The organism is Marinifilum sp. JC120, assembly GCA_004923195.1.
GTDB lineage: Bacteria > Desulfobacterota > Desulfovibrionia > Desulfovibrionales > Desulfovibrionaceae > Maridesulfovibrio.
Genome location: RDSB01000001.1, coordinates 206,718 through 225,729, shown reverse-complemented (window position 1 = coordinate 225,729; position 19,012 = coordinate 206,718). Strand labels below are relative to the sequence as shown.

Annotated in this window: 18 protein-coding genes; 7 read left to right on the top strand and 11 right to left on the bottom strand. The window is 47.1% G+C overall.

Annotated features, from left to right (window positions below; all coding sequences use genetic code 11):
• Window positions 1-28 precede the first annotated feature (28 nt).
• Window positions 29-1,123: an AI-2E family transporter gene (locus D0S45_01110; protein ID TIH19966.1), complete on the top strand. Its 1,095-nt coding sequence runs from the start codon at window positions 29-31 to the stop codon at window positions 1,121-1,123.
• Between the two features lie 85 nt (window positions 1,124-1,208).
• On the opposite strand, the gene D0S45_01105 is transcribed toward D0S45_01110, so the two are convergent.
• On the bottom strand, window positions 1,209-2,834 hold the full coding sequence (locus D0S45_01105) for a bifunctional metallophosphatase/5'-nucleotidase (GenBank protein ID TIH19965.1): 1,626 nt from the start codon (window positions 2,832-2,834) through the stop codon (window positions 1,209-1,211).
• Between the two features lie 147 nt (window positions 2,835-2,981).
• Between D0S45_01105 and D0S45_01100 the strand changes: the two genes are divergently transcribed.
• Both D0S45_01100 and D0S45_01095 read left to right on the top strand, forming a co-directional pair.
• Window positions 2,982-4,217, top strand: a complete 1,236-nt coding sequence (locus tag D0S45_01100; protein TIH19964.1) for a transglycosylase — start codon at window positions 2,982-2,984, stop codon at window positions 4,215-4,217.
• Window positions 4,218-4,221: 4 nt separating this feature from the next.
• The gene (locus tag D0S45_01095; GenBank protein ID TIH19963.1) at window positions 4,222-4,950 is read left to right on the top strand and encodes a hypothetical protein; all 729 of its coding nucleotides are present in this window, start codon (window positions 4,222-4,224) and stop codon (window positions 4,948-4,950) included.
• An 80-nt stretch (window positions 4,951-5,030) separates the two neighbouring features.
• On the opposite strand, the gene D0S45_01090 is transcribed toward D0S45_01095, so the two are convergent.
• Together D0S45_01090 and D0S45_01085 are read right to left on the bottom strand one after the other, a co-directional pair.
• Window positions 5,031-5,240, bottom strand: a complete 210-nt coding sequence (locus tag D0S45_01090; protein ID TIH19962.1) for a zinc ribbon domain-containing protein — start codon at window positions 5,238-5,240, stop codon at window positions 5,031-5,033.
• Between the two features lie 107 nt (window positions 5,241-5,347).
• Window positions 5,348-6,340 carry a hypothetical protein gene (locus D0S45_01085; GenBank protein ID TIH19961.1) on the bottom strand — a complete coding sequence of 331 codons (993 nt, stop codon included), beginning with the start codon at window positions 6,338-6,340 and terminating at the stop codon, window positions 5,348-5,350.
• 329 nt (window positions 6,341-6,669) lie between these two features.
• Here D0S45_01085 and D0S45_01080 point away from each other — a divergent pair, with 329 nt between their 5' ends.
• The gene (locus D0S45_01080) at window positions 6,670-7,125 is read left to right on the top strand and encodes a hypothetical protein (protein TIH19960.1); all 456 of its coding nucleotides are present in this window, start codon (window positions 6,670-6,672) and stop codon (window positions 7,123-7,125) included.
• A 94-nt stretch (window positions 7,126-7,219) separates the two neighbouring features.
• Here the strand turns inward: D0S45_01080 and D0S45_01075 are convergent, their stop codons facing one another.
• From D0S45_01075 to D0S45_01045, 7 genes are all read right to left on the bottom strand, one after another.
• Window positions 7,220-9,328 carry an electron transporter RnfB gene (locus D0S45_01075; GenBank protein ID TIH19959.1) on the bottom strand — a complete coding sequence of 703 codons (2,109 nt, stop codon included), beginning with the start codon at window positions 9,326-9,328 and terminating at the stop codon, window positions 7,220-7,222.
• A gap of 70 nt (window positions 9,329-9,398) precedes the next feature.
• A complete protein-coding gene (locus tag D0S45_01070; GenBank protein ID TIH19958.1) occupies window positions 9,399-9,974 on the bottom strand; it encodes an RnfABCDGE type electron transport complex subunit A in 576 nt (191 codons plus the stop codon).
• Between the two features lie 12 nt (window positions 9,975-9,986).
• Window positions 9,987-10,652 carry an electron transport complex subunit E gene (locus D0S45_01065; protein ID TIH19957.1) on the bottom strand — a complete coding sequence of 222 codons (666 nt, stop codon included), beginning with the start codon at window positions 10,650-10,652 and terminating at the stop codon, window positions 9,987-9,989.
• A gap of 1 nt (window position 10,653) precedes the next feature.
• Window positions 10,654-11,241, bottom strand: a complete 588-nt coding sequence (locus tag D0S45_01060) for an RnfABCDGE type electron transport complex subunit G (protein ID TIH19956.1) — start codon at window positions 11,239-11,241, stop codon at window positions 10,654-10,656.
• Entirely contained in the window at window positions 11,238-12,218 is a 981-nt protein-coding gene (locus D0S45_01055; GenBank protein TIH19955.1) for an RnfABCDGE type electron transport complex subunit D, read from the bottom strand. The genes D0S45_01060 and D0S45_01055 overlap by 4 nt, the downstream gene beginning before the upstream one ends.
• On the bottom strand, window positions 12,215-13,375 hold the full coding sequence (locus tag D0S45_01050) for a 4Fe-4S dicluster domain-containing protein (GenBank protein TIH19954.1): 1,161 nt from the start codon (window positions 13,373-13,375) through the stop codon (window positions 12,215-12,217). The genes D0S45_01055 and D0S45_01050 overlap by 4 nt, the downstream gene beginning before the upstream one ends.
• 16 nt (window positions 13,376-13,391) lie before the next feature.
• Window positions 13,392-14,138, bottom strand: a complete 747-nt coding sequence (locus D0S45_01045; GenBank protein TIH19953.1) for a cytochrome C — start codon at window positions 14,136-14,138, stop codon at window positions 13,392-13,394.
• Between the two features lie 334 nt (window positions 14,139-14,472).
• On the opposite strand from D0S45_01045, the gene D0S45_01040 reads away from it, so the two are divergent.
• The 3 genes from D0S45_01040 to D0S45_01030 all read left to right on the top strand — a co-directional run bounded on the left by D0S45_01040 (window position 14,473) and on the right by D0S45_01030 (window position 17,962).
• The gene (locus D0S45_01040; GenBank protein TIH19952.1) at window positions 14,473-15,987 is read left to right on the top strand and encodes an alkaline phosphatase; all 1,515 of its coding nucleotides are present in this window, start codon (window positions 14,473-14,475) and stop codon (window positions 15,985-15,987) included.
• 88 nt (window positions 15,988-16,075) lie between these two features.
• On the top strand, window positions 16,076-17,203 hold the full coding sequence (locus D0S45_01035; protein ID TIH19951.1) for a YibE/F family protein: 1,128 nt from the start codon (window positions 16,076-16,078) through the stop codon (window positions 17,201-17,203).
• Between the two features lie 81 nt (window positions 17,204-17,284).
• Complete coding sequence (locus D0S45_01030; protein ID TIH19950.1) at window positions 17,285-17,962, top strand: acid phosphatase; 678 nt, start codon at window positions 17,285-17,287, stop codon at window positions 17,960-17,962.
• A gap of 125 nt (window positions 17,963-18,087) precedes the next feature.
• Here D0S45_01030 and D0S45_01025 read toward each other — a convergent pair whose 3' ends face one another.
• Window positions 18,088-18,999 (bottom strand): NAD(P)/FAD-dependent oxidoreductase, encoded by a 912-nt coding sequence (locus tag D0S45_01025; GenBank protein ID TIH19949.1) that lies wholly within the window; start codon window positions 18,997-18,999, stop codon window positions 18,088-18,090.
• Window positions 19,000-19,012 lie beyond the last annotated feature (13 nt).

Below are 19,012 nucleotides of genomic sequence, written 5' to 3'. Positions count from 1 at the left end.
ATAATTAATCAGATTTAAGGACTTGCGCATGACCCCCCCTGATGAAAAAATAATCAAATCTCCTGCTATCTATACTTTTTTTCTTATCCTGTTGCTTATCTCCGCCATTGCGCTGGGATATTCCGTTATTAAGCCTTTCATAAATACTATAGTTATTTCAGTTGTTTTGAGTGGTATTTTTTATCCCTTGAATAGGAAGATATGCCGTCGACTTGGAGGAAGGCCTGCTGTCGGGGCATTTCTGACCGTACTCATTATTGTTTTTGCCATTATTATTCCCGCTGTGATTTTCTTTTTGGGTTTGATCGGGCAGGGGGTAGATTCAGTTTCCGCCATAAATGAATGGCTGCGAACTACGGATTTTTCGAAACTTTTTGATTCACAACAGTATAATGCATACCTGCAATGGATTGAGCATAAATTTCCTTTTCTTGAGATTAGCTCCAGTGACATTCAATCCAAAGTTCTCGAAATTTCACGTAGTTTCGGGCAAGCAATGCTTACATCCGGAACATGGCTTGCGGGCAATATGGCAAGCCTTGTCGCTCATTTCCTGATCATGAATTTTCTTGTTTTTTCTTTTCTCAAGGATGGGGACCGTTTCATCAACCGTGTTAGGTATCTTTCTCCTTTAAGGTCTGAGCAGGAAGACTTTATTATTGAAAGTCTTAGGAAGGTATCTAAATCGGTTCTTTTCGGCAGCCTTTTTATTGCTTTATTGCAGGGAGTTGTCGGCGGGATCGGTCTGGCAATATCCGGTATCCCCGCTCTTTTTTGGGGAGCCATGATGGGGTTTACTTCCTTGATTCCAGTATTGGGTACCGGGTTAATCTGGGTTCCGGCTACGGCTTATCTGCTTATAGTTGGAAAGACGAAATTAGCAATCTTTCTACTGCTTTGGTGTGGTGTGCTGGTGACCGGGATTGATACCGTGCTTCGGCCCATTATTGTTCGTGAAGCTTCACGCGTCTCAACCATTTACGTCTTTTTAGCCATTCTTGGAGGCATCAACGCCTTCGGTCCACTTGGTATTTTGTATGGCCCGCTGATATTGTCTTTTTTGATGGTAATGCTCCACATCTACGGAGTCGAATTCCAGGACGTGTTAAATCACAAAGAGTAGAGATATTCTTTGTAATTTCTGCTGCTACTGCTTCACGTCTACCATGATGAATTTCAGGATATTTTTAGTTTTATACAAATAAGGATTACTTTTTGTATAGAGATCCGTCCGGTTTATATATGACTGGTGGGTATTCTGTGTTGAGTTTGTCCTGTTTTTGCATCCTGGATTTGATTACTTCGTTGACCTTCACAAAGGTTTCAACTTTTCCCGGTACATTTTTGAGCATGATGTAGCCGTCGCCGCCTCGAGCAAGATAGGAGTTGGTGGCGATGGAGTATTTGCGGTCATTGTTCAGGGATTTATAGGCTCCTGATTTGTCCTGAATCTTTATGTTTGAAATTCGAGACCCTGCGGTTTTTATTTTTGCAGGTTTACCCTGAACGTTTATTTCCAGCTCTTGAGGTTGTCCATTCAGGTCAAGGGTGAATTTAAGGCCTGAAATCTGGAGAAAGGCACCTGAAGGAGCGGGGAGTTTATGCACTGAACGTTCAAGGATTTGCTTCAGGGTTTGTCCGGTAACTTTCATGACTGTGATTTTATTGCCAAAGGGAAACATGGTGTCGATGTCCTGATCAGTTATCGGACCTGTGGGAATTATTTTGTCTCCCCTGATGCCGCCGCCGTTCTGGAATGCTATATCGGTATTGAATTCGTTGCGTATGATGGCACTTACCATGCTTCCGGCTACAGTCTCTTCGGTCCGAATAAAGACCGTTCGCGTATCAAGTGCTACCGGGCTGACGGCAATAGCGACGCTCTTGGTGTCTTTTATTTTTGTTGAAAGAAAAGACTTTATGTTGCTGTCTTCCTTCGTTTTGTCCGTTACCGGGATGATGGTCCATTCGTGTTTGTGGATGGATTTAGCATCCATGTTGATTTTTAGAACACCGACATAGCGCCCCTGATTTCCGCATTGGACCATCAGACCGGGGTTGGGGGCGTCGCGCGCAATAATTTCCTGTCCGGGCAGGATGTCTTTGTTGCTGTGTCCGCCGCAGATGATATCGATTTCAGGAACTTCTTGCAGGATTTTTTTCTGTGCTTCTAGCGGCAGGTGGCTCAGCAGGATAATCAAATCTGTTTTTTGGCTTTGCTTCAGTTTCTGTGCTGTTTCCCGAGCTGATTTGACAATGTCGGCAGGTACGGAAACACCTGAACCGGGATTGGAAATAAGTTTCAGTTCAGGCAGAATCATGCCCATGAATCCAACCTTGACGAAATTGCGTTCAAGCACATCCGTGCTGCGGATATATTTCCGCAGGGGATTTCTTTTGGCTATTTTCAGGTTGCTGACCACTGTTGGAAATTTTTTTGATTTCAGGGTGTTGACCAGAAATTTTGATCCCCTGTTAAATTCGTGGTTACCAAGGGTGGAAATATTGAAACCCATCATGTTCATGGCTTCGAAAACGGTTTTGCCTTTTTCGTTTGTCAGTGATTCTCCCATGAGGTCGTCACCTGTTGCCACTGTTATTGTCGCTCCGGGATACTTATCTCTATATGATTCAAATACTGACTGAATTCTTGCAAATCCTCCGAAAGTACGTACCATGCTGGTACTGTGTTGCTCATTCTTTTCTTCCGCCGGAAGCAGTTGCCCGTTAAGCCCGGAAGTTGTGAGTATCACCAGATCCCAGCGGTCGGCAAAGACAGGGGATGATACCATTAAGATGGTGACTATGGATGCAATGATAGGAAGTAAACGCATGCTTGTTCCTGTGGGAGTGGCGTTTGTTTTGGAGTCGTGAATAACAACGCGCATTATTATGTGTATAGTTATGCTTTCTTTATGCCAATTTCATTTTTTTTTCCAGTCCAATAGTAAATAATATATCATAAAATAAGGCAGGGTTCGGTGGCTTCTTTGAGTTCTAAGAAATATTTTTTAGCTTTTATTTGGGGAATAGTGATTCTTTCTTTTTTAGGTGGTTGCTCAACCCGCAGTACCCCTACTGATATTCCGACAAAGGGGTATCACAAAATAGAGCGGACTCAGGTTTCCGGCCTTATAAAACGTTTGGAGTTTCAGAGCGGTTCTGAATTTTCATGGCTTGATTTGCAAAACGGAATTGAGCGCAACCTCAGATATTTGTCTCGCAAACCGCAAAAAAGTGTAGCCGCAAAATATGGGCGCATGCAGATTACTTGGGGAATGCTTAAGCGAACCAATGAGGAAATGCTTGAAATTTTGCCGCTGCTTGCGGAGTCTCCTGAGCTTCTGAATGAAAAATTCACCTGGTATTCCATGGCTCCGCGAACTCTTCTGACCGGATATTATGAGCCTTATTTGGAAGCATCACTGGTACCTCATCCAGACTATCCTTATCCACTATACAGTGTTCCCTCAGATTTGAAAAATCTTGATCTTGGAAAATTTCATCACCGCTGGAGAGGGCAGCATTTGATTTATCGTCATGAGAATGGAGAAGTCTTTCCTTACTATGATCGTGAAGATATTGATTTTAAAGGAGCGTTGCAGGGCAAGGGGATAGAAATCGCGTGGGTTAAGGATTTGGTTGATGTTTTCATTCTTCAGATTCAAGGCTCAGGGCGTCTTATTCTACCCGACGGAAGCGTGAAACATGTTCTTTATGCCGGGAAAAACGGTTTAAAATACGTATCCCTCGGTAAGATCTTGATTCAGCGCGGACTGCTTCCCAAAGAGGGTATGAGCATGCAGAAGATCAAAGCTTTTCTTGCTGCTAATCCCGAACTGGTTCAGGAGTTGCTGACTACCAACCCCAGTTATGTCTTTTTCAGGATTGATGACGAAGGTCCCTTCGGTTCCATGGGCGCACCGCTTACCCCTATGGCCAGTGTGGCCGTGGATAGCAAGGTTTTGCCTCTCGGCTCTTTGGCTTTGCTGACCACTCGTCTTCCGCAACAGGGAGAGAAGGGCAAGACTCCGTTTGCTAAAATCGTAATGGCGCAGGATCGCGGTGGAGCCATCAAAGGGACTAGGGTTGATTTGTTCTGCGGTTCCGGCCCTGAAGCTGAATATCTGGCCGGACATCTGACCTCTTGGTCCCATGTCTACCTGCCGGTGAGCCGTGCTCTTTTGGAAGAGCAGGAAGCAGCCAAAGCTGAATAGTTCTATGGAAATCCGTCTTGTTCATATCTTTCATAACTGCTTTGTGCTTGAGGCGGGAGAAGATAGTTATGTCTTTGATATTCCCGCCCAGCGGTTCAGGAGTAATAAGGTCCTCTCTGCTTTGCAGGAAGTACTGGCGGGTAGAAAGGTAACCGCTTTTTTTTCTCACAGTCATTTGGATCATTTCGCTCCGGATTACCGCGAAGTTTGCGCAGGGGCTGCGTCCTTAAAGGCTGTTATTTCTGACGATATTGAAGAAATGTATCCTGATTTGGATTTTGGCGATGCACTGATTGTTGAACCGGATGAAAAGTATGAATTTCATGGACTTATAATCGAGACCCTCATGTCCAATGATCTGGGGGTAGCTTTCCTTTTCAGTACCCCTGAAGGGTTGAAGGTGTATAACGGCGGGGATTTGGCTTGTTGGGATTGGGAAACAGCTTCACAGAACGAACTTGATTTTACTCGGTCGTTCTTCCGCTCAGCAGTGGAAAGAGTGGCTGATTACGGCGTTCATGTCGTTTTTTCCAATGTGGATAGAAGGTTGGAAAGTTTAGCCGGAGGTCCGCAGCTGGCGCAGGAGATCAGGCCGCAAGTATTTGTGCCTACGCATGCCTTTGGGCGTACCCAGTGGCTGGCAGGAATTCACGAAAGGCTGGGAATTAATGAAAATAATTGTTTCAGCTATCGCCGAACAGGTGACGCTCAAATTTATGATATCCGAGCTTGAACAGCAGATCTAAAAGAACCCCGGAAGCACAGGCTTCCGGGGTTTTTATTTCTTAGCATTTGAAATTCGCAGATTTGGTTTTATCCGCAGCCGTTGCAACCTTTACACGGCTCTTTATATCCGCCCATTCCTTTGGGGATGCCGTTGGGGCGTACATTGCCTATGGAGAGCAGCTTTTCACATTCTTTGTGTCCGCACTCGGGGCAGTCTGCTTTAGCTTCCTTTCCGGGCATTACCAGTTCATCAAATTCTTTAGCGCACTTGGGGCATTTAAATTCATAAATAGGCATTTGCTGACTCCTTTCATCCTGAAAATTATATGTAAGGGAGCGTGGCTCCATATCTGTCCGTACAGGTTTCAGGGGTAAGAGAAAACGGAGTATTTTTCAAGTGAAATTTATATGCTTCTTGAGAGCAGAGTTCCGCCCCCCATCATTCCCAACTGGGAGAAAAAGCCGTTAAGCTGCCCGTGAACTTGACCGGCCTGTTTGTCCTGCTGCTCTTGAATAGCGGCAGCTTTATCCAGCAGTATGTCGATGTTTTTGGTTATTTTGGCAAGTTTATCCTGTTCTTCATCAGATAGGGTAGATTCTTTGGCTTTTGCTTTAAGAGCATCGGATTGTTCATCAAGTTTGTAGTACAGATTTTTCTCAGCATTGCTGAGGCCATGGGTGACTAAGCTTCCGGCAATCTTTTCCATTTCAAGAAGAAGTTCATCAGCTCGTTTCTTTTCTTCTTCATTGAGTTCTTTTTTGGTTGTGCCGCATATTTCATCAATTTGTTTATTAAGCTCGTCCGCTGTGGCCTGTTCTTCTTTGCTCAGGGTCTTGGGGCCGGTTATGCCGAAGATTTCTTTTAATTCTTTTTGGATAGATGCTTCTTTTTTCTTTTCAGCAGCAGTCAGAACTTTACCTTCTGGGTAATATAATTTTTTAAGTTCCCATTTCAGGCTTTCTGCCCTTGTGCGATCTGCTCCCTCTGGATCTTTTGTGGGAACGATTTCATAAAGCTCGTCAAGTTTTGTCTGGAGATCATCGACTTTCTTTTGCTCTTCAGCGGTGAGCTTTTTGGGCTTTTTGTCGAGACCGTAGAGTTCATCGAGTTCTTTTTTAAGTTCTTTAAATTTTTTTTCCTGTTCTTCGCGGATAGACGAATCATTGACGCCATAAATATTGTTCAGCTGTGAGAAATATCCGTTTACCTGTTGCTGTTCACCGGAGTTCAGCCCAAAGCTCATGCTGGCGAATTGCATTTGCAACTGCCTGCGGATCTGGGTTGGGCTTAAGTTGTTCGAAATATTAGGTGTTTTCGCACTTTGTGAGTTGTTGGCAATGTTGGAAAAATAGCTTCCGGCAGTGCTTGATCCGTTTGAAACTGAGCTGGTGAACATGTCAGGCTCCCGAGAATATTATCTAATTATTGTTAGGAAATATTTTCCACAAATTTATTTTTATTAAGAAATAGCAAGTATTGTGCCGGGAATTGATTTCACAGTTCAGGAAGGATTAAGCGGCTGCGGGATTTTTTTATCTTATTCAGCTTTTAAGTTAATGGTTTTGATTTATCATGGTTGCGCAACTTGATTTTTTGTGAGAGTCACGGAGTGTTTACAGGGAGGATGGATCAAAAATTTTAAAAAAGGTTTAAATTCTTGATTTGAAGTCGTCCTTGAAGTATAGTCCATTTTCGTTATAAACACGATCATTTAGGAGGAAAAAAATGAGCGCAGCAACTGAAAAAGTGCATCAGATGGAAGATTACCAGCAGAACGAAGAAGTGCTGGTTGAAGACGTCGCATCCGGCGTCAGCGAAACTGCTCAGAAGGATATGGGTAAGGTAGCAATTATCATTTCCTTTATGGCAGTAGTTCTTCTTGTAGTATTTTTCTACGGCCTGAATCAGAATCTTACCAGCCTTACCGCTGAAGTTAAAGATTTGCAGACCGTACGCGGTGATGTGGAAGCCCTGAACACCCAGATGACTGTTGTAGACGGCAGACTGGTTGAACTTGAAAAGCTCCCCACTAAAACCAGACATATTATCATGGACGGTATTATTGAAGAAATGAACCAGAAAGCTTCTTACGTTGGCGCACAGCTCAGCGAAGAAGAGCAGGCAAAACTTGCCAAGGTTCAGGAGCTCCTCAAGGACGTACAGTCCGGCCTCCAGAAATAATAGCTTTGAGCGATCAAAGTTTAGGCGCACTGGGATTACCCGGTGCGCCTTTTTTTGCGCCTTGCAGCAGGCACTTTCTAAGTAGTCTGAATCATTATTCTACTTTTTCGCCGACCCGGTTGGTGAAGATGTTTTCCAGCGGAATGTCCCGGTCATAACAGGTCAGGCCGCAGCGCAGGCAGCGTGAAGTTTCATGGTGTAATTCTTCTTCACAGAGACAGCCTTCGATTTCCTTGAATGTGCTGGTCCGATCATCACCGGAACAGAGATGCGGCATTTCTGAGCGTTCCTTATGCTTGCAGCCGTCTACATCTTTGAAAAGAGTGTAAGGAATCAGTTCGCGCAGGATATTATCAGCCATAGGTATTTGATCTGTGGTCAGCAGGTAATGAATTGAGCGGGCGGCCTGCCTGCCTGCACCAACTGCGGAGATAACTAGATCCGGTCCTGAAACAGCGTCTCCCCCCGCGAAAACTTTTGGGACGGATGTTTGCAGGGTTTCGGGATGGGCATCAATTGTCCGCCAGCGAGTGAAACCAATGCTGCATTGTTCTTCACCTTTCGTATAAAAACATGAAAGTTGAGGCTTCTGTCCGATTGCTGAAATGATGGTATCAACAGGATAGCGTGCTTCGGTACCTTCCACTGGTACAGGGCGACGGCGTCCAGATTCATCAGGTTCGCCAAGCTCCATTCTTGTGCATTCCAAATGGGTGGCCTTGCCTTTGTCATCAATGATAACTTTGGTGGGAGCAGACAGGAAAACAAACTTAATTCCCTCATCCGCAGCTGCTATAATTTCTTCTTTATTTGCGGGCATTTCATCGCGGGTACGTCGATAGAGCAGGGTGACATCGCAGCCAAGACGAATACTTGTCCGGGCAGCATCAATGGCTGTGTTACCACCGCCGACAACAATCACTTTCGGACCTATTGCCGGGGTTTGCCCAAGTCCTACCGCAGTAAGAAATTCAGTTCCTGAAAGCACTCCCTGTGCGTCTTCGCCGTCAATACGCAGGGTTCCGCTGGCCCATGCTCCGATACCCATGAAAAATGCTTCGAATCCTTCTTCTTCAAGGTCGTTTATGGTGAAATCCGGACCCAGTCTTTGTTCCGTGCGCACTTCTACGCCAAGATCAAGGATACCTTGAATTTCCCAGGCAAGATCATTTTTAGGCAGCCTGTACTCAGGGATACCGTAGCGTAGTTGTCCGCCCAGATCCGGCATGGCTTCGATTATAGTCGGGCTATGTCCGAGGCGGCGCAGAAAAAAGGCGCAGGAAAGGCCGGATGGGCCGCCGCCGATGATTGCTACTTTGCGTCCGGTCTCCTTGGCGCAGGGGATGGGCAGACGCAGGTTGTTTTTCATTTCCCAGTCAGCAACAAAACGTTTGATCATGTTGATGCCAACTGCTTCATCCACATGGGTTCGGCGGCATACCAGTTCGCAGGGGCGCGGGCAGACCCGTCCGCAAACCAGCAATAGCGGGTTGCGTTCACGGATAATATTGACCGCTCCGGCATAATCGCCATTGTTGGCGGCTTCAATGTAGCGGGGAATATTGATGTTTGCCGGGCATTCTTGCTGGCAGGGGGCAAGGCAATCGTTCACTTCTTCCACATGCAGCAGTTTCGCGCTCATGGAGACGATGGAAAGTACTCCGCGCGGACAGGCTTCAACACATTTGCGGCAAGCAAGGCAGGCCAGTGGGTCCACTATGGGTAATCCGTCCGGTCCCATGTGGATGGCATCAAAAGGACAGACCGCTACGCAAGTCCCAAGGCCGAGACAACCTTCAGGGCAGGTTTTGGCTCCATTGTAAAGCAGGGCTTGCGCGCGGCAGTTGCCTGCTCCTTCGTAATTGAAAAGTTCTTCAGCCCGTTCGCCTCCGGTGCAGTCTCTGAAAGCAAGTTCCGGTTCCATGTCCAGTACTTCAAGGCCCATGACCGCGCCAACAGCCTTGGCGGTTTCTATCCCGCCGATTACGCAGACATTGGCTCCTGATTTACCATCAATCACCGCATTAGCAGCTCCGGCGCATCCTGCGTAGCCGCAGCCTCCGCAGTTTACTCCGGGCAGAACGTCCTCAACCTGCGCAATACGCGGGTCTTCCTTAACATACAGGATCTTGGAGGCCACAGCTAGAATGGTAGCGGCAGTGAAGCCCAGTCCCATAAGTACGAATAGTGATGAAAGAACCATATATATCCCGCCTATTCATTAAGTAATTTAAACTAATAGGGATTCCAAAGGGACTTAGTCCCTTTTTAGTTTAAATCATCCCTTTAAATGCGAAAAATGCCAGTGACATAAGCCCGGCCATGACCAGCGCAATGGGCGTGCCTTTCATGGATTTGGGTGTCCTTGAAACTTCAATCCTTTCACGTATTGCCGAGAGCACTATAAGTGCCAGCATGAAGCCCATGCCGGAAGCAAAGGAGAAGGCTACGGTCTTGATGAAAGTAAATTCTTCCCGCTGGCAGATGATAGCTATACCCATCACCGCGCAGTTGGTGGTGATCAGCGGCAGGAATATACCTAGCGATTTGTAAAGCGGAGGCACGGCCTTCTTCAGGAACATCTCCACAAACTGGACCAGCGAGGCAATGACAAGGATAAAAGTCAGGGTCTGGAGATATTGTAATCCCAAAGGATCGAGCAGGTATTCCTGTACCGCCCATGTAATTGATGCAGCCATGGTGGCTACAAATACCACTGCGCTGCCCATGCCTATAGCCACTGAAATTTTCTTGGAAGTGCCGATGAACGGGCAGTTGCCCAGATATTGGGCCAGCACAATATTGTTGACGAATATGGCTGAGATGAAGAGCAGGAAATATTCTTTCATGGCTTACTCCCTTTAACGGCTGCAAATGCCGCAGGACCTGCATTCGTGGCTGGGGTTATCAAGAACAGCCTGTCCTTTACGTCTGGCTTGCCAACTGGTGAAGATGTTCATGGCTGAGAGCAGCAATCCGAGGCAGACAAATGCGCCGGGAGCCTCGACCATGAAGCTGAAAGGCTTGTAGCTTGCGGGCATAATCTGGCTGCCGAACAGTGTTCCGTAACCGAACAGTTCGCGCAGTCCGCCGAGCAGGGTCAGGGAGATTGTAAAACCGATGCCCATGCCCAGTCCGTCCGCAGCCGCAAGCAGAACTGGATTTTTGGAGGCAAATGCTTCAGCCCGTCCGAGGATGATGCAGTTAACCACAATGAGTGGAACGAAGATGCCCAGCTGCTGGTATAGCGGGTAAGCAAAGGCCTGCATGAGCAGTTCTACTGAGACAACCAGTGAGGCCGCGATAACAATAAAGCAGGCAATACGCACTTTGGGCGGGATTATTTTACGGAAAATGGATACAAGTACGTTGGACATGGTCAGCACAAAGATAACCGCCAAGCCCATGCCGAGGCCGTTATCCGCTGTCTTGGTCACTGCCAATACTGGGCAGAGACCGAGTACGACTTTGAACGGCGGCAGGTCTTTCCAGAGTCCTTTTGAAAATTCTTTCCATAATCTGCTCATCTTACGACCCCTTTGACCATGCTTGCGTAATCTGCGGTCTTATCTTTTCAAAAATGGTAACAGCCTGCTTCACCGCTTCAACCGATGCAGTTGATGAAATTGTGGCCCCGGCAATCCCTTCAATGTCTCCGCCTTTGGATGTCAGTTCTACAGCAGTAGGATGATCCTTGAACTGGCTGGTAAAGCCGTGCCCGGCAACTCTTGACCCGATGCCGGGGGTTTCTTTCATAGTGGTTATGCCGATGCCGGAAAGCTGTGCTCCATTTAAATCGAATCCTACCATAACTCCCACATCTCCGCCGTAACCTTTGGCAAAAGTTTCAAGGGCCACGCCGAGCAGTTTTCCGTCTTTCAGTGCCGGGAAAACCGTAATCTCTGTTTCAGTGCCGTGGATGGTGAATTTTTTGCGGTCCTTAACCGGGGAATTATCATAGCCGCTGAGCACTTCATTGATGGCCGGGCCCTGCACATAGGTCAGCACCTGCTCTTCAATGCGTTCCTGAGTGGCTTCCTTCAGGGTGGCGAGGGTGACGCTGAACATTGCGCAGATCAGGGTCAGCACTGCGATCATTTTTAAGCCTTCTTTCATGACCGTCTCCGCAAGTGAATATTAGTTATACCGCCGAAAGGTGCAGGTTTGATTTTATCGACCAGCGGGGTCATCAGATTGGCAAGCAGTATGGCGAATGGAACACCGTCCGGGTAAATTCCGTATACCCGGATAATGACAACCAGTGCCCCTGCGATAAATCCGTAGATGAGCATGGGAATGTGTCCCGCAGGTGAAGAAGGACCGTCCGTTGCCAGAAAGAATGCCCCAAACAGAGTTGATCCGCAGAGTAAATGGTACTCAGGTGAACCGTATTCCAGAGGATCTATGAAATAATAAATTGCAGCGGTAGCTGCCACCCCGGCAATGAAGGCCAGCGGAATATCGGGCCTGATAATTCTGCGGGCCAGCAGGTATACTCCGCCCAGCATGATAGCCCCGGTCTGAGCTGCCCCGGTTCCGCCTAGCTGAAAACCCAGCAATAGTGATTTGAGCGGATATTCATCAAGCATTTCCGGCCCGAAGTTCTTTAGCTGGCTTAATGGATAAGTCAGTTCCGAAGCGAGCATGGTCATGTCGAAATCCATAAGGTCCGGCCATGAAACAGCCAGCACAGCCCAGCCGACAAGCGGTACGCAAAGCGGATTGGTTCCAAGGCCTCCGAATATCATGCGGCCCATGAAAATTGAAATTGCACTGCCTGCTGCCACCAGCCACCATGGAGATGCCGGGGGAATCAGGAAGCCGAACAGGAGTCCGTAAAGGAGGGCGGTATAGTTGTCTGCCTCAATTTTACGCTTCATGAAATAGAGGCAGATGGTTTCAGTGACTACCGCTGCGAAACATGACAGGGTCAGTACCCGCACTGCCAGCATATCGTAATGCCAGATGGCGAAAGCCGCAGCCGGAAGCAGGGCGATTATGGTCTCAAGTGCGTCCTGTTTGAAAGTCCTTCCGCAATGGGCATGGGGAGGAATGGAGACGGTCAGTACGGGTGACCCGTTTAGTGGCTTCATTGTTGCTCCCTCAAATCTTCAAGTATCGGTTTGGCGGCCAGTTCCTTTTTAGCAAGGCGGATGTATTGCAGAAGCGGTCTTTGCGCCCTGCACCAATAGCCGCAGAGTCCGCACTCAATGCAGGAGGCTATGTTGTAGGCTTGGGTATTCTCGTATAGTCCGAATTCCGCATGCCGGGAGATCATGTTCGGTTCCAGCCGGGCCGGGCAGTGTATTACGCATTCGCCACAGCCAACACAGGGATTGTCCTTTACCGTAGGTCCTCTGTCAGCTTTGAGTACCGTAATGGCTTGCGTGTCCGGGCGGACTCCGTGTTTCAGGCTGTAGACGGCTTCTCCGGTTAATGGTCCGCCCAGAATTACCCGGTCATGTTTTGCGGGCCTGAATCCGGCCAGTTTTAGTAGCACACCGACCGGGGTACCCACCGGAGTAAGAAAAGAGGTGTTGCCTATCTTAATAATAACAAGGGTGACCGGTTGGCATCCATGAATGGTTCTGCCAATGCGGTACAGGGTAGCCACGTCCATGACACAGACTTCCGGGGGAAATTCTTTTCCGGTTATCGCTTTTGTAACCAGCTCCGGGAGACTGTTGGGATAAACAGGATTAATTTCGTGCCCTGTGCAGCCGGGAATAGTCCAATCCATTCCGGTGGGGCAGGCCAGCGCACATGCTTTAGGGGAGAGGGCCTTTTTCAGATAATTAAGCCCGGTAGTCATAACATCGCTGAACTCCTCAATCAGGAAACGATGGCCGTCCATTCCCGCTTCATGGGGCAGGCCATTTATTATCAGGGTACAGCCTTCTTTAAGTCCACGGACATTTATGCCGTTTTCCCTCAATGCATTAAGCATGGTCCGGGGATCAGTGCTTAGGAATTCTGAAGGCAGAGCCACGCGGGTTCCTTCCTCTCGGATGGTGATGAAGTCTTTCTTTACATCAATCACCGTGCCTGAAACAGAGCTGTGGACGGTAGGTCTTTTACTAGCCGGGTCGCTTGCAATCGGCTGGGCTTTTGCCACTTGTTCATTTGGTTGCACAAGGGGAGTCAGCCCGGTGATTTCAAGGGAGATAACCAGTGGGCCGCCCAGTTCCTGCTCCCATGTGTTGACTATGGGGCCGCGTTCAGAAGGAGTAAGTGAAAAAAGAGGATTCATAATCAGTCTTCCCGCTTTATTTTAAATGGCATTTAGCGCAGTCACTGTCTTTGTATGGGCCGCGTTTCATTTTTTTGTGGCAGTCCATGCACTGGTCATGAAATGCATTGGTCCGGTTGAGTACAAGGTCCTTATCATTTTCCTGATGGCACTGGCTGCAACTGGTGAAGTCTCCAGAGTAGTCTTTCATATTCTGCATCTTGTGACATGGAGTGCAGCCTTTTAGGCCTGCCTCGAACATCTCGTCATGACAATCAATGCAGCGGTCATGGGCGGCATCCCTTACACTTGGTATTTCCGCAGTTCCTGCATTAGTGTGGCAGTTTCCGCATTTTTGCGGTTCTTTTTCAATATCAGTGTCGTGGTGGCAGGATTGGCAGTCCTCGTCAGCATATTCTTCATGTGCAGCGTGGTCGAAATTAAGCTTGCCCAGTTCGGCGTGATGGCATTTCACACAGTAACTGGTGTCCGGAAAGGAGCGGATATGTTCGCGTACATAATTTTTATCGAATGATTCAGGATGGCAGGAACCGCAGGGCAATGGCTCCTGATCACTTGTTTCCCGCTCATGGTGGCAGCTATCGCAGGGGATTTCATAATCCCGGTGATGGCGTATGTGGGTGAAAATTACTTTACCACCGCTGTTTTTGAATAAAATACGGACAGGCATCTGTTCTTTTTTTTCAGGAGTAATATAACCGGCTACAGCCAGTCCGAAGAGAACAGCAAGTACTAATGAGATGGGGATGAAATTTCTATGCACCGATTCAATCCTTGTTTTGTTAAACAATATTAACTGTCTATTGTATACTGAGTGAGGGTGGAATTGTCCAGCTTAAAAATATGTATGTGCAAAAAGTGTCATGCAATTTTCGTTTGTGTATACGGAGACGAGGCAATGGTAATTTTGTTTTCATTATTAATGATAGTTGAAAAATTTATTAGGCGTAATGATTAATTGAAGATTCTTTATGTGATTGGTTTACATAAAATTCTTTCTCCTGTGACTTGATAGACACATTGTCCTGTTAATACTTCCCAGTGAAATGGGAATGAGGTTCCTGTTTTGAAATAAACAAAAATATCAGGAGAAAGTGATGAGATTTTCCAACAAATTACAGGTTTTGATGGCTCTTATGGTCTGTGCCATGTTTGTGGTAGCAGCACCTGCTTACGCTAAGGCTAAAAAGGTCCGCGTATACAAAGGCCAGCCCGCCAAGTACGTTTTCCTCTTTATAGGTGACGGTATGGGATTGCCTCAGAAAGGTGCTACCGAGGCATTCACCGGTGAACAGTTGCTCATGAACACCTTCCCCGCACAGGGAATGACCACCACTTACGCTGCTGACAGGTTCATTACCGGTTCCGCAGCTTCTGCAACTTCTCTTGCCAGCGGCCAGAAAACAAATATCGGCATGCTCGGTATGAGTCCCGGACAGAAGAATGTAAAATCAATCGCTGAAATGGCTAAAGCAGACGGCAAGAAAGTAGGTATTGTTTCCAGCGTATCCATTGACCACGCAACCCCCGCAGCTTTTTACGCTCATGTACCCACTCGCGGTCAGTATTATGATATCGACGTTGCTCTCTCTGAAAGTAATTTTGATTTCTTCGGCGGTGGCGGTCTGAAAGATATTACCAACAAAAAGAAGAATTCCAAGAACTTCAAAGGCAATGCTCTCGATCTGATCAAGAGAGCCGGATATAAAGTCGTAACTGATAAAGAAGAATTCATGGCTCTTAAACCTGCTGACGGTAAAGTCATTTCATGGAATGCATGGTTGCAGGATTCCAAGGCTCTGCCTTACGCCATGGACATGCGCCCACAGGATATCACTCTTCCTGAATTCACCTCTAAAGCAATTGAAATGCTCGATAACCCAGAAGGTTTTTTCCTGATGGTTGAAGGCGGTAAGATTGACTGGGCCTGTCATGCTAACGATGCAACCGCTTTCATTAAGAACACCATTGCTTTTGATAACTCCGTCAAAGAAGCTGTTGAGTTCGCTAAAAAACACCCTAAAGAAACTCTCATCGTTGTAACCGGTGACCATGAGTGCGGTGGCCTCACTCTCGGTTTCGCAGGCACAAAGTACGGTTCCTATTACGATGCGCTTAGTTCCCAGACCATCTCTTTCCAGCAGTTTTCGGATGAAGTTGTTAAACTTTGGAGGGACGAACACAAAGGTAAAGCAAGCTTCGAAGATTTTCAGCCCACCATCACTCACTTTTTCGGTCTTGAGTTCGAAGGCGATGCCAAAAAGAATCCCCTTGTTGTAAAAGATTACCAGCTTGCCATGCTCAAGGACGCTTACCAGCGCACCATGAAGGGTGAGAAGAAGTTCAAGAATCCCGAACTGTACAATCTCTACGGCGGTTATGATCCTCTGACCGTAACCATCACCCACGTACTGAATAACAACGCAGGTCTTGGTTGGACTTCCTACAAGCACACCGGTGTTCCCGTTGCAACATCTGCCATGGGCGTTGGGGCTACTTCCTTTAACGGGTACTACGATAACGTTGATATCGCTTTCAAAATCATGGCTATCATGGGCATGACTCCCAAAATTCACGCCGGTATCAATAACGCTGAGTTTGCTGCCAAATAGCAATCTGGGAATGCTTTAATTGTTTTAGGCGGAGTGTCGTACGACACTCCGCCTTTAGTGTATCTGATAAAACTAACCCCCTGAGAATATGCGCGAATTATTAAAAAACAGAGAGTTTATACTGGTTGCGGTCTTTGCAATGTTGACCGCCATTCTTTATTTCATCCCTACTGAATTTGATCAGCGTGTTGCAGAAAATGCTGAACGCTGCAAGGCGGAGATCATTTCGGTCGACAATTCGGATATTGATCAGTTCGGTATAGTAAAAACAGGCCCGCAGGCCGTGACCATGAAGGTGCTTGAGGGGAAATTCAAAGGCCAGATTTTTAAAGGCACTAATGAACTTCTTGGTCAGATGGATAAAGATAAGCTCTTCATCGTAGGTGATGAGGCTCTGGCGGTGATTACTTTTAATGAGAATGGAGAACCGCTTTTTGCCGTTCCGCAGGATCATTATCGCATTGATCTTGAAGTGACCATGCTGCTGCTGTTTTCATTTCTGCTGCTGCTCTTCGGTGGCTGGACCGGGGCCAAGGCTCTATTTTCTTTTATGTTTACCGCGTTGGTTCTCTGGAAGCTGCTCGTCCCGGCACTTCTTGAGGGTCAGGACCCGGTCTGGATCACACTTGCAGTTGTGGCAGGACTTTGTGCGGTTATTATTTTTATGGTTGCCGGGTTGAACCGCAAGGGCGTCGTTGCCTTCGTTGGGTCGTTTCTAGGCGTTTTTACCAGTTGCCTGCTGGCCATTTATTTTACCGGGAAATTGCATCTGCATGGTGCTGTTATGCCTTTTGCGGAAACCTTGCTTTATTCCGGGTTTGGACATCTCGATTTGACCCGTATTTACATTGCTGCTGTTTTTCTGGCTTGTTCCGGGGCGGTCATGGATCTTGCCATGGATGTTGCCGCCAGCATGGATGAAGTTGTGCGGGCCAATCCAAAAATTACACACATGCAGGCTCTTGGGTCCGGGATCAGAGTCGGTAGGGCTGTTGTGGGAACCATGACTACCACCTTGTTGCTGGCTTATTCCGGCGGGTTCATCACGCTGTTGATGGCTTTCATGGCGCAGGGGGTTCCTCTGATGAATACTTTTAATTTTGTCTATGTTTCAGCTGAGATTTTGAAGACTCTGGTGGGTAGTTTTGGGCTGGTTACTGTTGCTCCTTTTACCGCAGTGGTTGGGGCATTTGTTTTTATCAGGAAAAACAAATAGTTCAGCAGGGTCACTTGTCGGATACAAGTTTGTTGTGCTAATTTCCATATACGTTGATATTTTTGGTGGAGGGAAATTAGTTTGAAGTTACGTTTGATTTGTATTTTGCTTGCTTTGTTTTGTGTCAGCGGCTGTGTTGCTTCCAAAGCACGTAAAGTGAAAGCACCTGCTGAGATGGTTTCCCTGCCGGAAATGCGGGAGCGGGTCATCGCTTATCATGAGAGCGGTCAGTATGAGAAAGACGTTGCCCGTAAAGCTGCACAGGTAAAGGATGCTGTAATAAAAAGTTTACAGGATCAGGTGAAATATCCGGCAGTGTTGGTTGTAGTGGAAGATGTTCTGCTCTCAACTTACAGGGCGCGTAAGAAACAAGGCTTTTCTGATAATTCGGCTGCTAAGAGTGATCTGGAATCCCATGTTATTTTGAGTGCGCTTCCCCCGGTTGTTCCTTCAATTGCCCTTTTTGATTTTTTTCATGAACGCAATATTCCGGTCTTTTTTGTTTCTTACAGACCAGAAGGGTTCAGGGTACCGGTTATGGAGAATCTGTCCAAGTCAGGATTTTTCGGCTGGCAGAAATTGTTTATGATGCCACCCGATTACCCGGAAGATTCAAATTATTGCGAGGAAGTTCGTAAGGGCTTGCAGATTTCCGGCTATAACATAGTCGCAACTATCGGGGTGTTGCCGGAAGATGTTTCGGGAGAGTTTAGCGGAACCGCTGTACTTTATCCCAATTATATTTATTCTGAGCGTTAAAAAAACGAGCCACCCTTAAGGATGGCTCGTTTTTTTAACTGCTAGGGATTCCAAAGGGGCTTAGCTCCTTTGGCCGCCGGAGGCGAAATCCATTTATTAAACGCGCGTAGCGCATCAAATTTGAATTAAGCTTTACGAACGTATTTAGCTGCGCTTAAACCTGCCACACATCCTTCTCCGACGGCTTTCGCCATCTGGAGCGGCGGTCCGCAAATATCTCCGGCGGCAAATATGCCGGGAACATTGGTGCGCTGCTGCTTGTCCGTTTCAATAAATTTCATGGATTCATCCAGTTGGATGCCCAGTTCAGCGGCAAGGGACATAACTCCCTTGGCACCAAGTTCAATAAAAACACCTGTTACATCCAGTTTACTGCCATCCTTGAACACAAGACCGTCAACACCGCTTCCTCCGGTGATCTCTTCAACTTCAACACCTTCGTGAATGATGATGTTTTCGGCTTTGAGTTTTTCCATCAGTTCGGGGGCGAAATTGAATTCTTTGGAAGCAAGGTGAACCTTGGATGCAAGGTGAGAAAGATGGAGAGCCCCGCCTGCTGCGGCACTTTCACCGCCCACGATAGCCACTTCCTCGCCTCTGAAGAAGTTGCCGTCGCATTCCACGCAATAGCTCACGCCTTTGCCGAAAAGATCCTTTTCACCCGGTACACCGAGCTTGTTGCGGGTGGTTCCGGTGCAGATGATGATTGCTTTGGTTTTGAATTCTTTCGTCTCGGAAGTAACAGTAAAACCGGCTCCGCTGAGGTCCATGAGGTCAGGGGTTTTGATCTTCAGAACATCTTCATTGAAGAAAACCGCACCGAAGCTTTCAGCCTGTTGCTGTCCTGTTTTCAGAATTTGTTCACCGGAAATTTCGAGTGTACAGCAGAAGTTTTCAATGTGTGCCCACCAGAGACTGCTCTTGTCGTTTTTACCAAGGATGAGAACTTTAAGTCCTTTTCTTGCGGAATGAATAGCGGCCTGCAAACCCGCAGGACCTGCTCCCAGAATGATAATGTCGTAGTTGGTTTCGGTCATATTCTAATTGTCC

Bases quoted from the DNA above. Each gene is read 5' to 3' on its own strand.
- D0S45_01040 (TIH19952.1), top strand. From the start codon at position 14,473: ATGAGATTTTCCAACAAATTACAGGTTTTGATGGCTCTTATGGTCTGT.
- D0S45_01055 (TIH19955.1), bottom strand. From the start codon at position 12,218: ATGAAGCCACTAAACGGGTCACCCGTACTGACCGTCTCCATTCCTCCC.
- D0S45_01065 (TIH19957.1), bottom strand. From the start codon at position 10,652: ATGAGCAGATTATGGAAAGAATTTTCAAAAGGACTCTGGAAAGACCTG.
- D0S45_01025 (TIH19949.1), bottom strand. From the start codon at position 18,999: ATGACCGAAACCAACTACGACATTATCATTCTGGGAGCAGGTCCTGCG.
- D0S45_01110 (TIH19966.1), top strand. From the start codon at position 29: ATGACCCCCCCTGATGAAAAAATAATCAAATCTCCTGCTATCTATACT.
- D0S45_01090 (TIH19962.1), bottom strand. From the start codon at position 5,240: ATGCCTATTTATGAATTTAAATGCCCCAAGTGCGCTAAAGAATTTGAT.
- D0S45_01085 (TIH19961.1), bottom strand. From the start codon at position 6,340: ATGTTCACCAGCTCAGTTTCAAACGGATCAAGCACTGCCGGAAGCTAT.
- D0S45_01095 (TIH19963.1), top strand. From the start codon at position 4,222: ATGGAAATCCGTCTTGTTCATATCTTTCATAACTGCTTTGTGCTTGAG.
- D0S45_01035 (TIH19951.1), top strand. From the start codon at position 16,076: ATGCGCGAATTATTAAAAAACAGAGAGTTTATACTGGTTGCGGTCTTT.
- D0S45_01050 (TIH19954.1), bottom strand. From the start codon at position 13,375: ATGAATCCTCTTTTTTCACTTACTCCTTCTGAACGCGGCCCCATAGTC.
- D0S45_01080 (TIH19960.1), top strand. From the start codon at position 6,670: ATGAGCGCAGCAACTGAAAAAGTGCATCAGATGGAAGATTACCAGCAG.
- D0S45_01105 (TIH19965.1), bottom strand. From the start codon at position 2,834: ATGCGTTTACTTCCTATCATTGCATCCATAGTCACCATCTTAATGGTA.
- D0S45_01060 (TIH19956.1), bottom strand. From the start codon at position 11,241: ATGAAAGAAGGCTTAAAAATGATCGCAGTGCTGACCCTGATCTGCGCA.
- D0S45_01075 (TIH19959.1), bottom strand. From the start codon at position 9,328: ATGGTTCTTTCATCACTATTCGTACTTATGGGACTGGGCTTCACTGCC.
- D0S45_01070 (TIH19958.1), bottom strand. From the start codon at position 9,974: ATGAAAGAATATTTCCTGCTCTTCATCTCAGCCATATTCGTCAACAAT.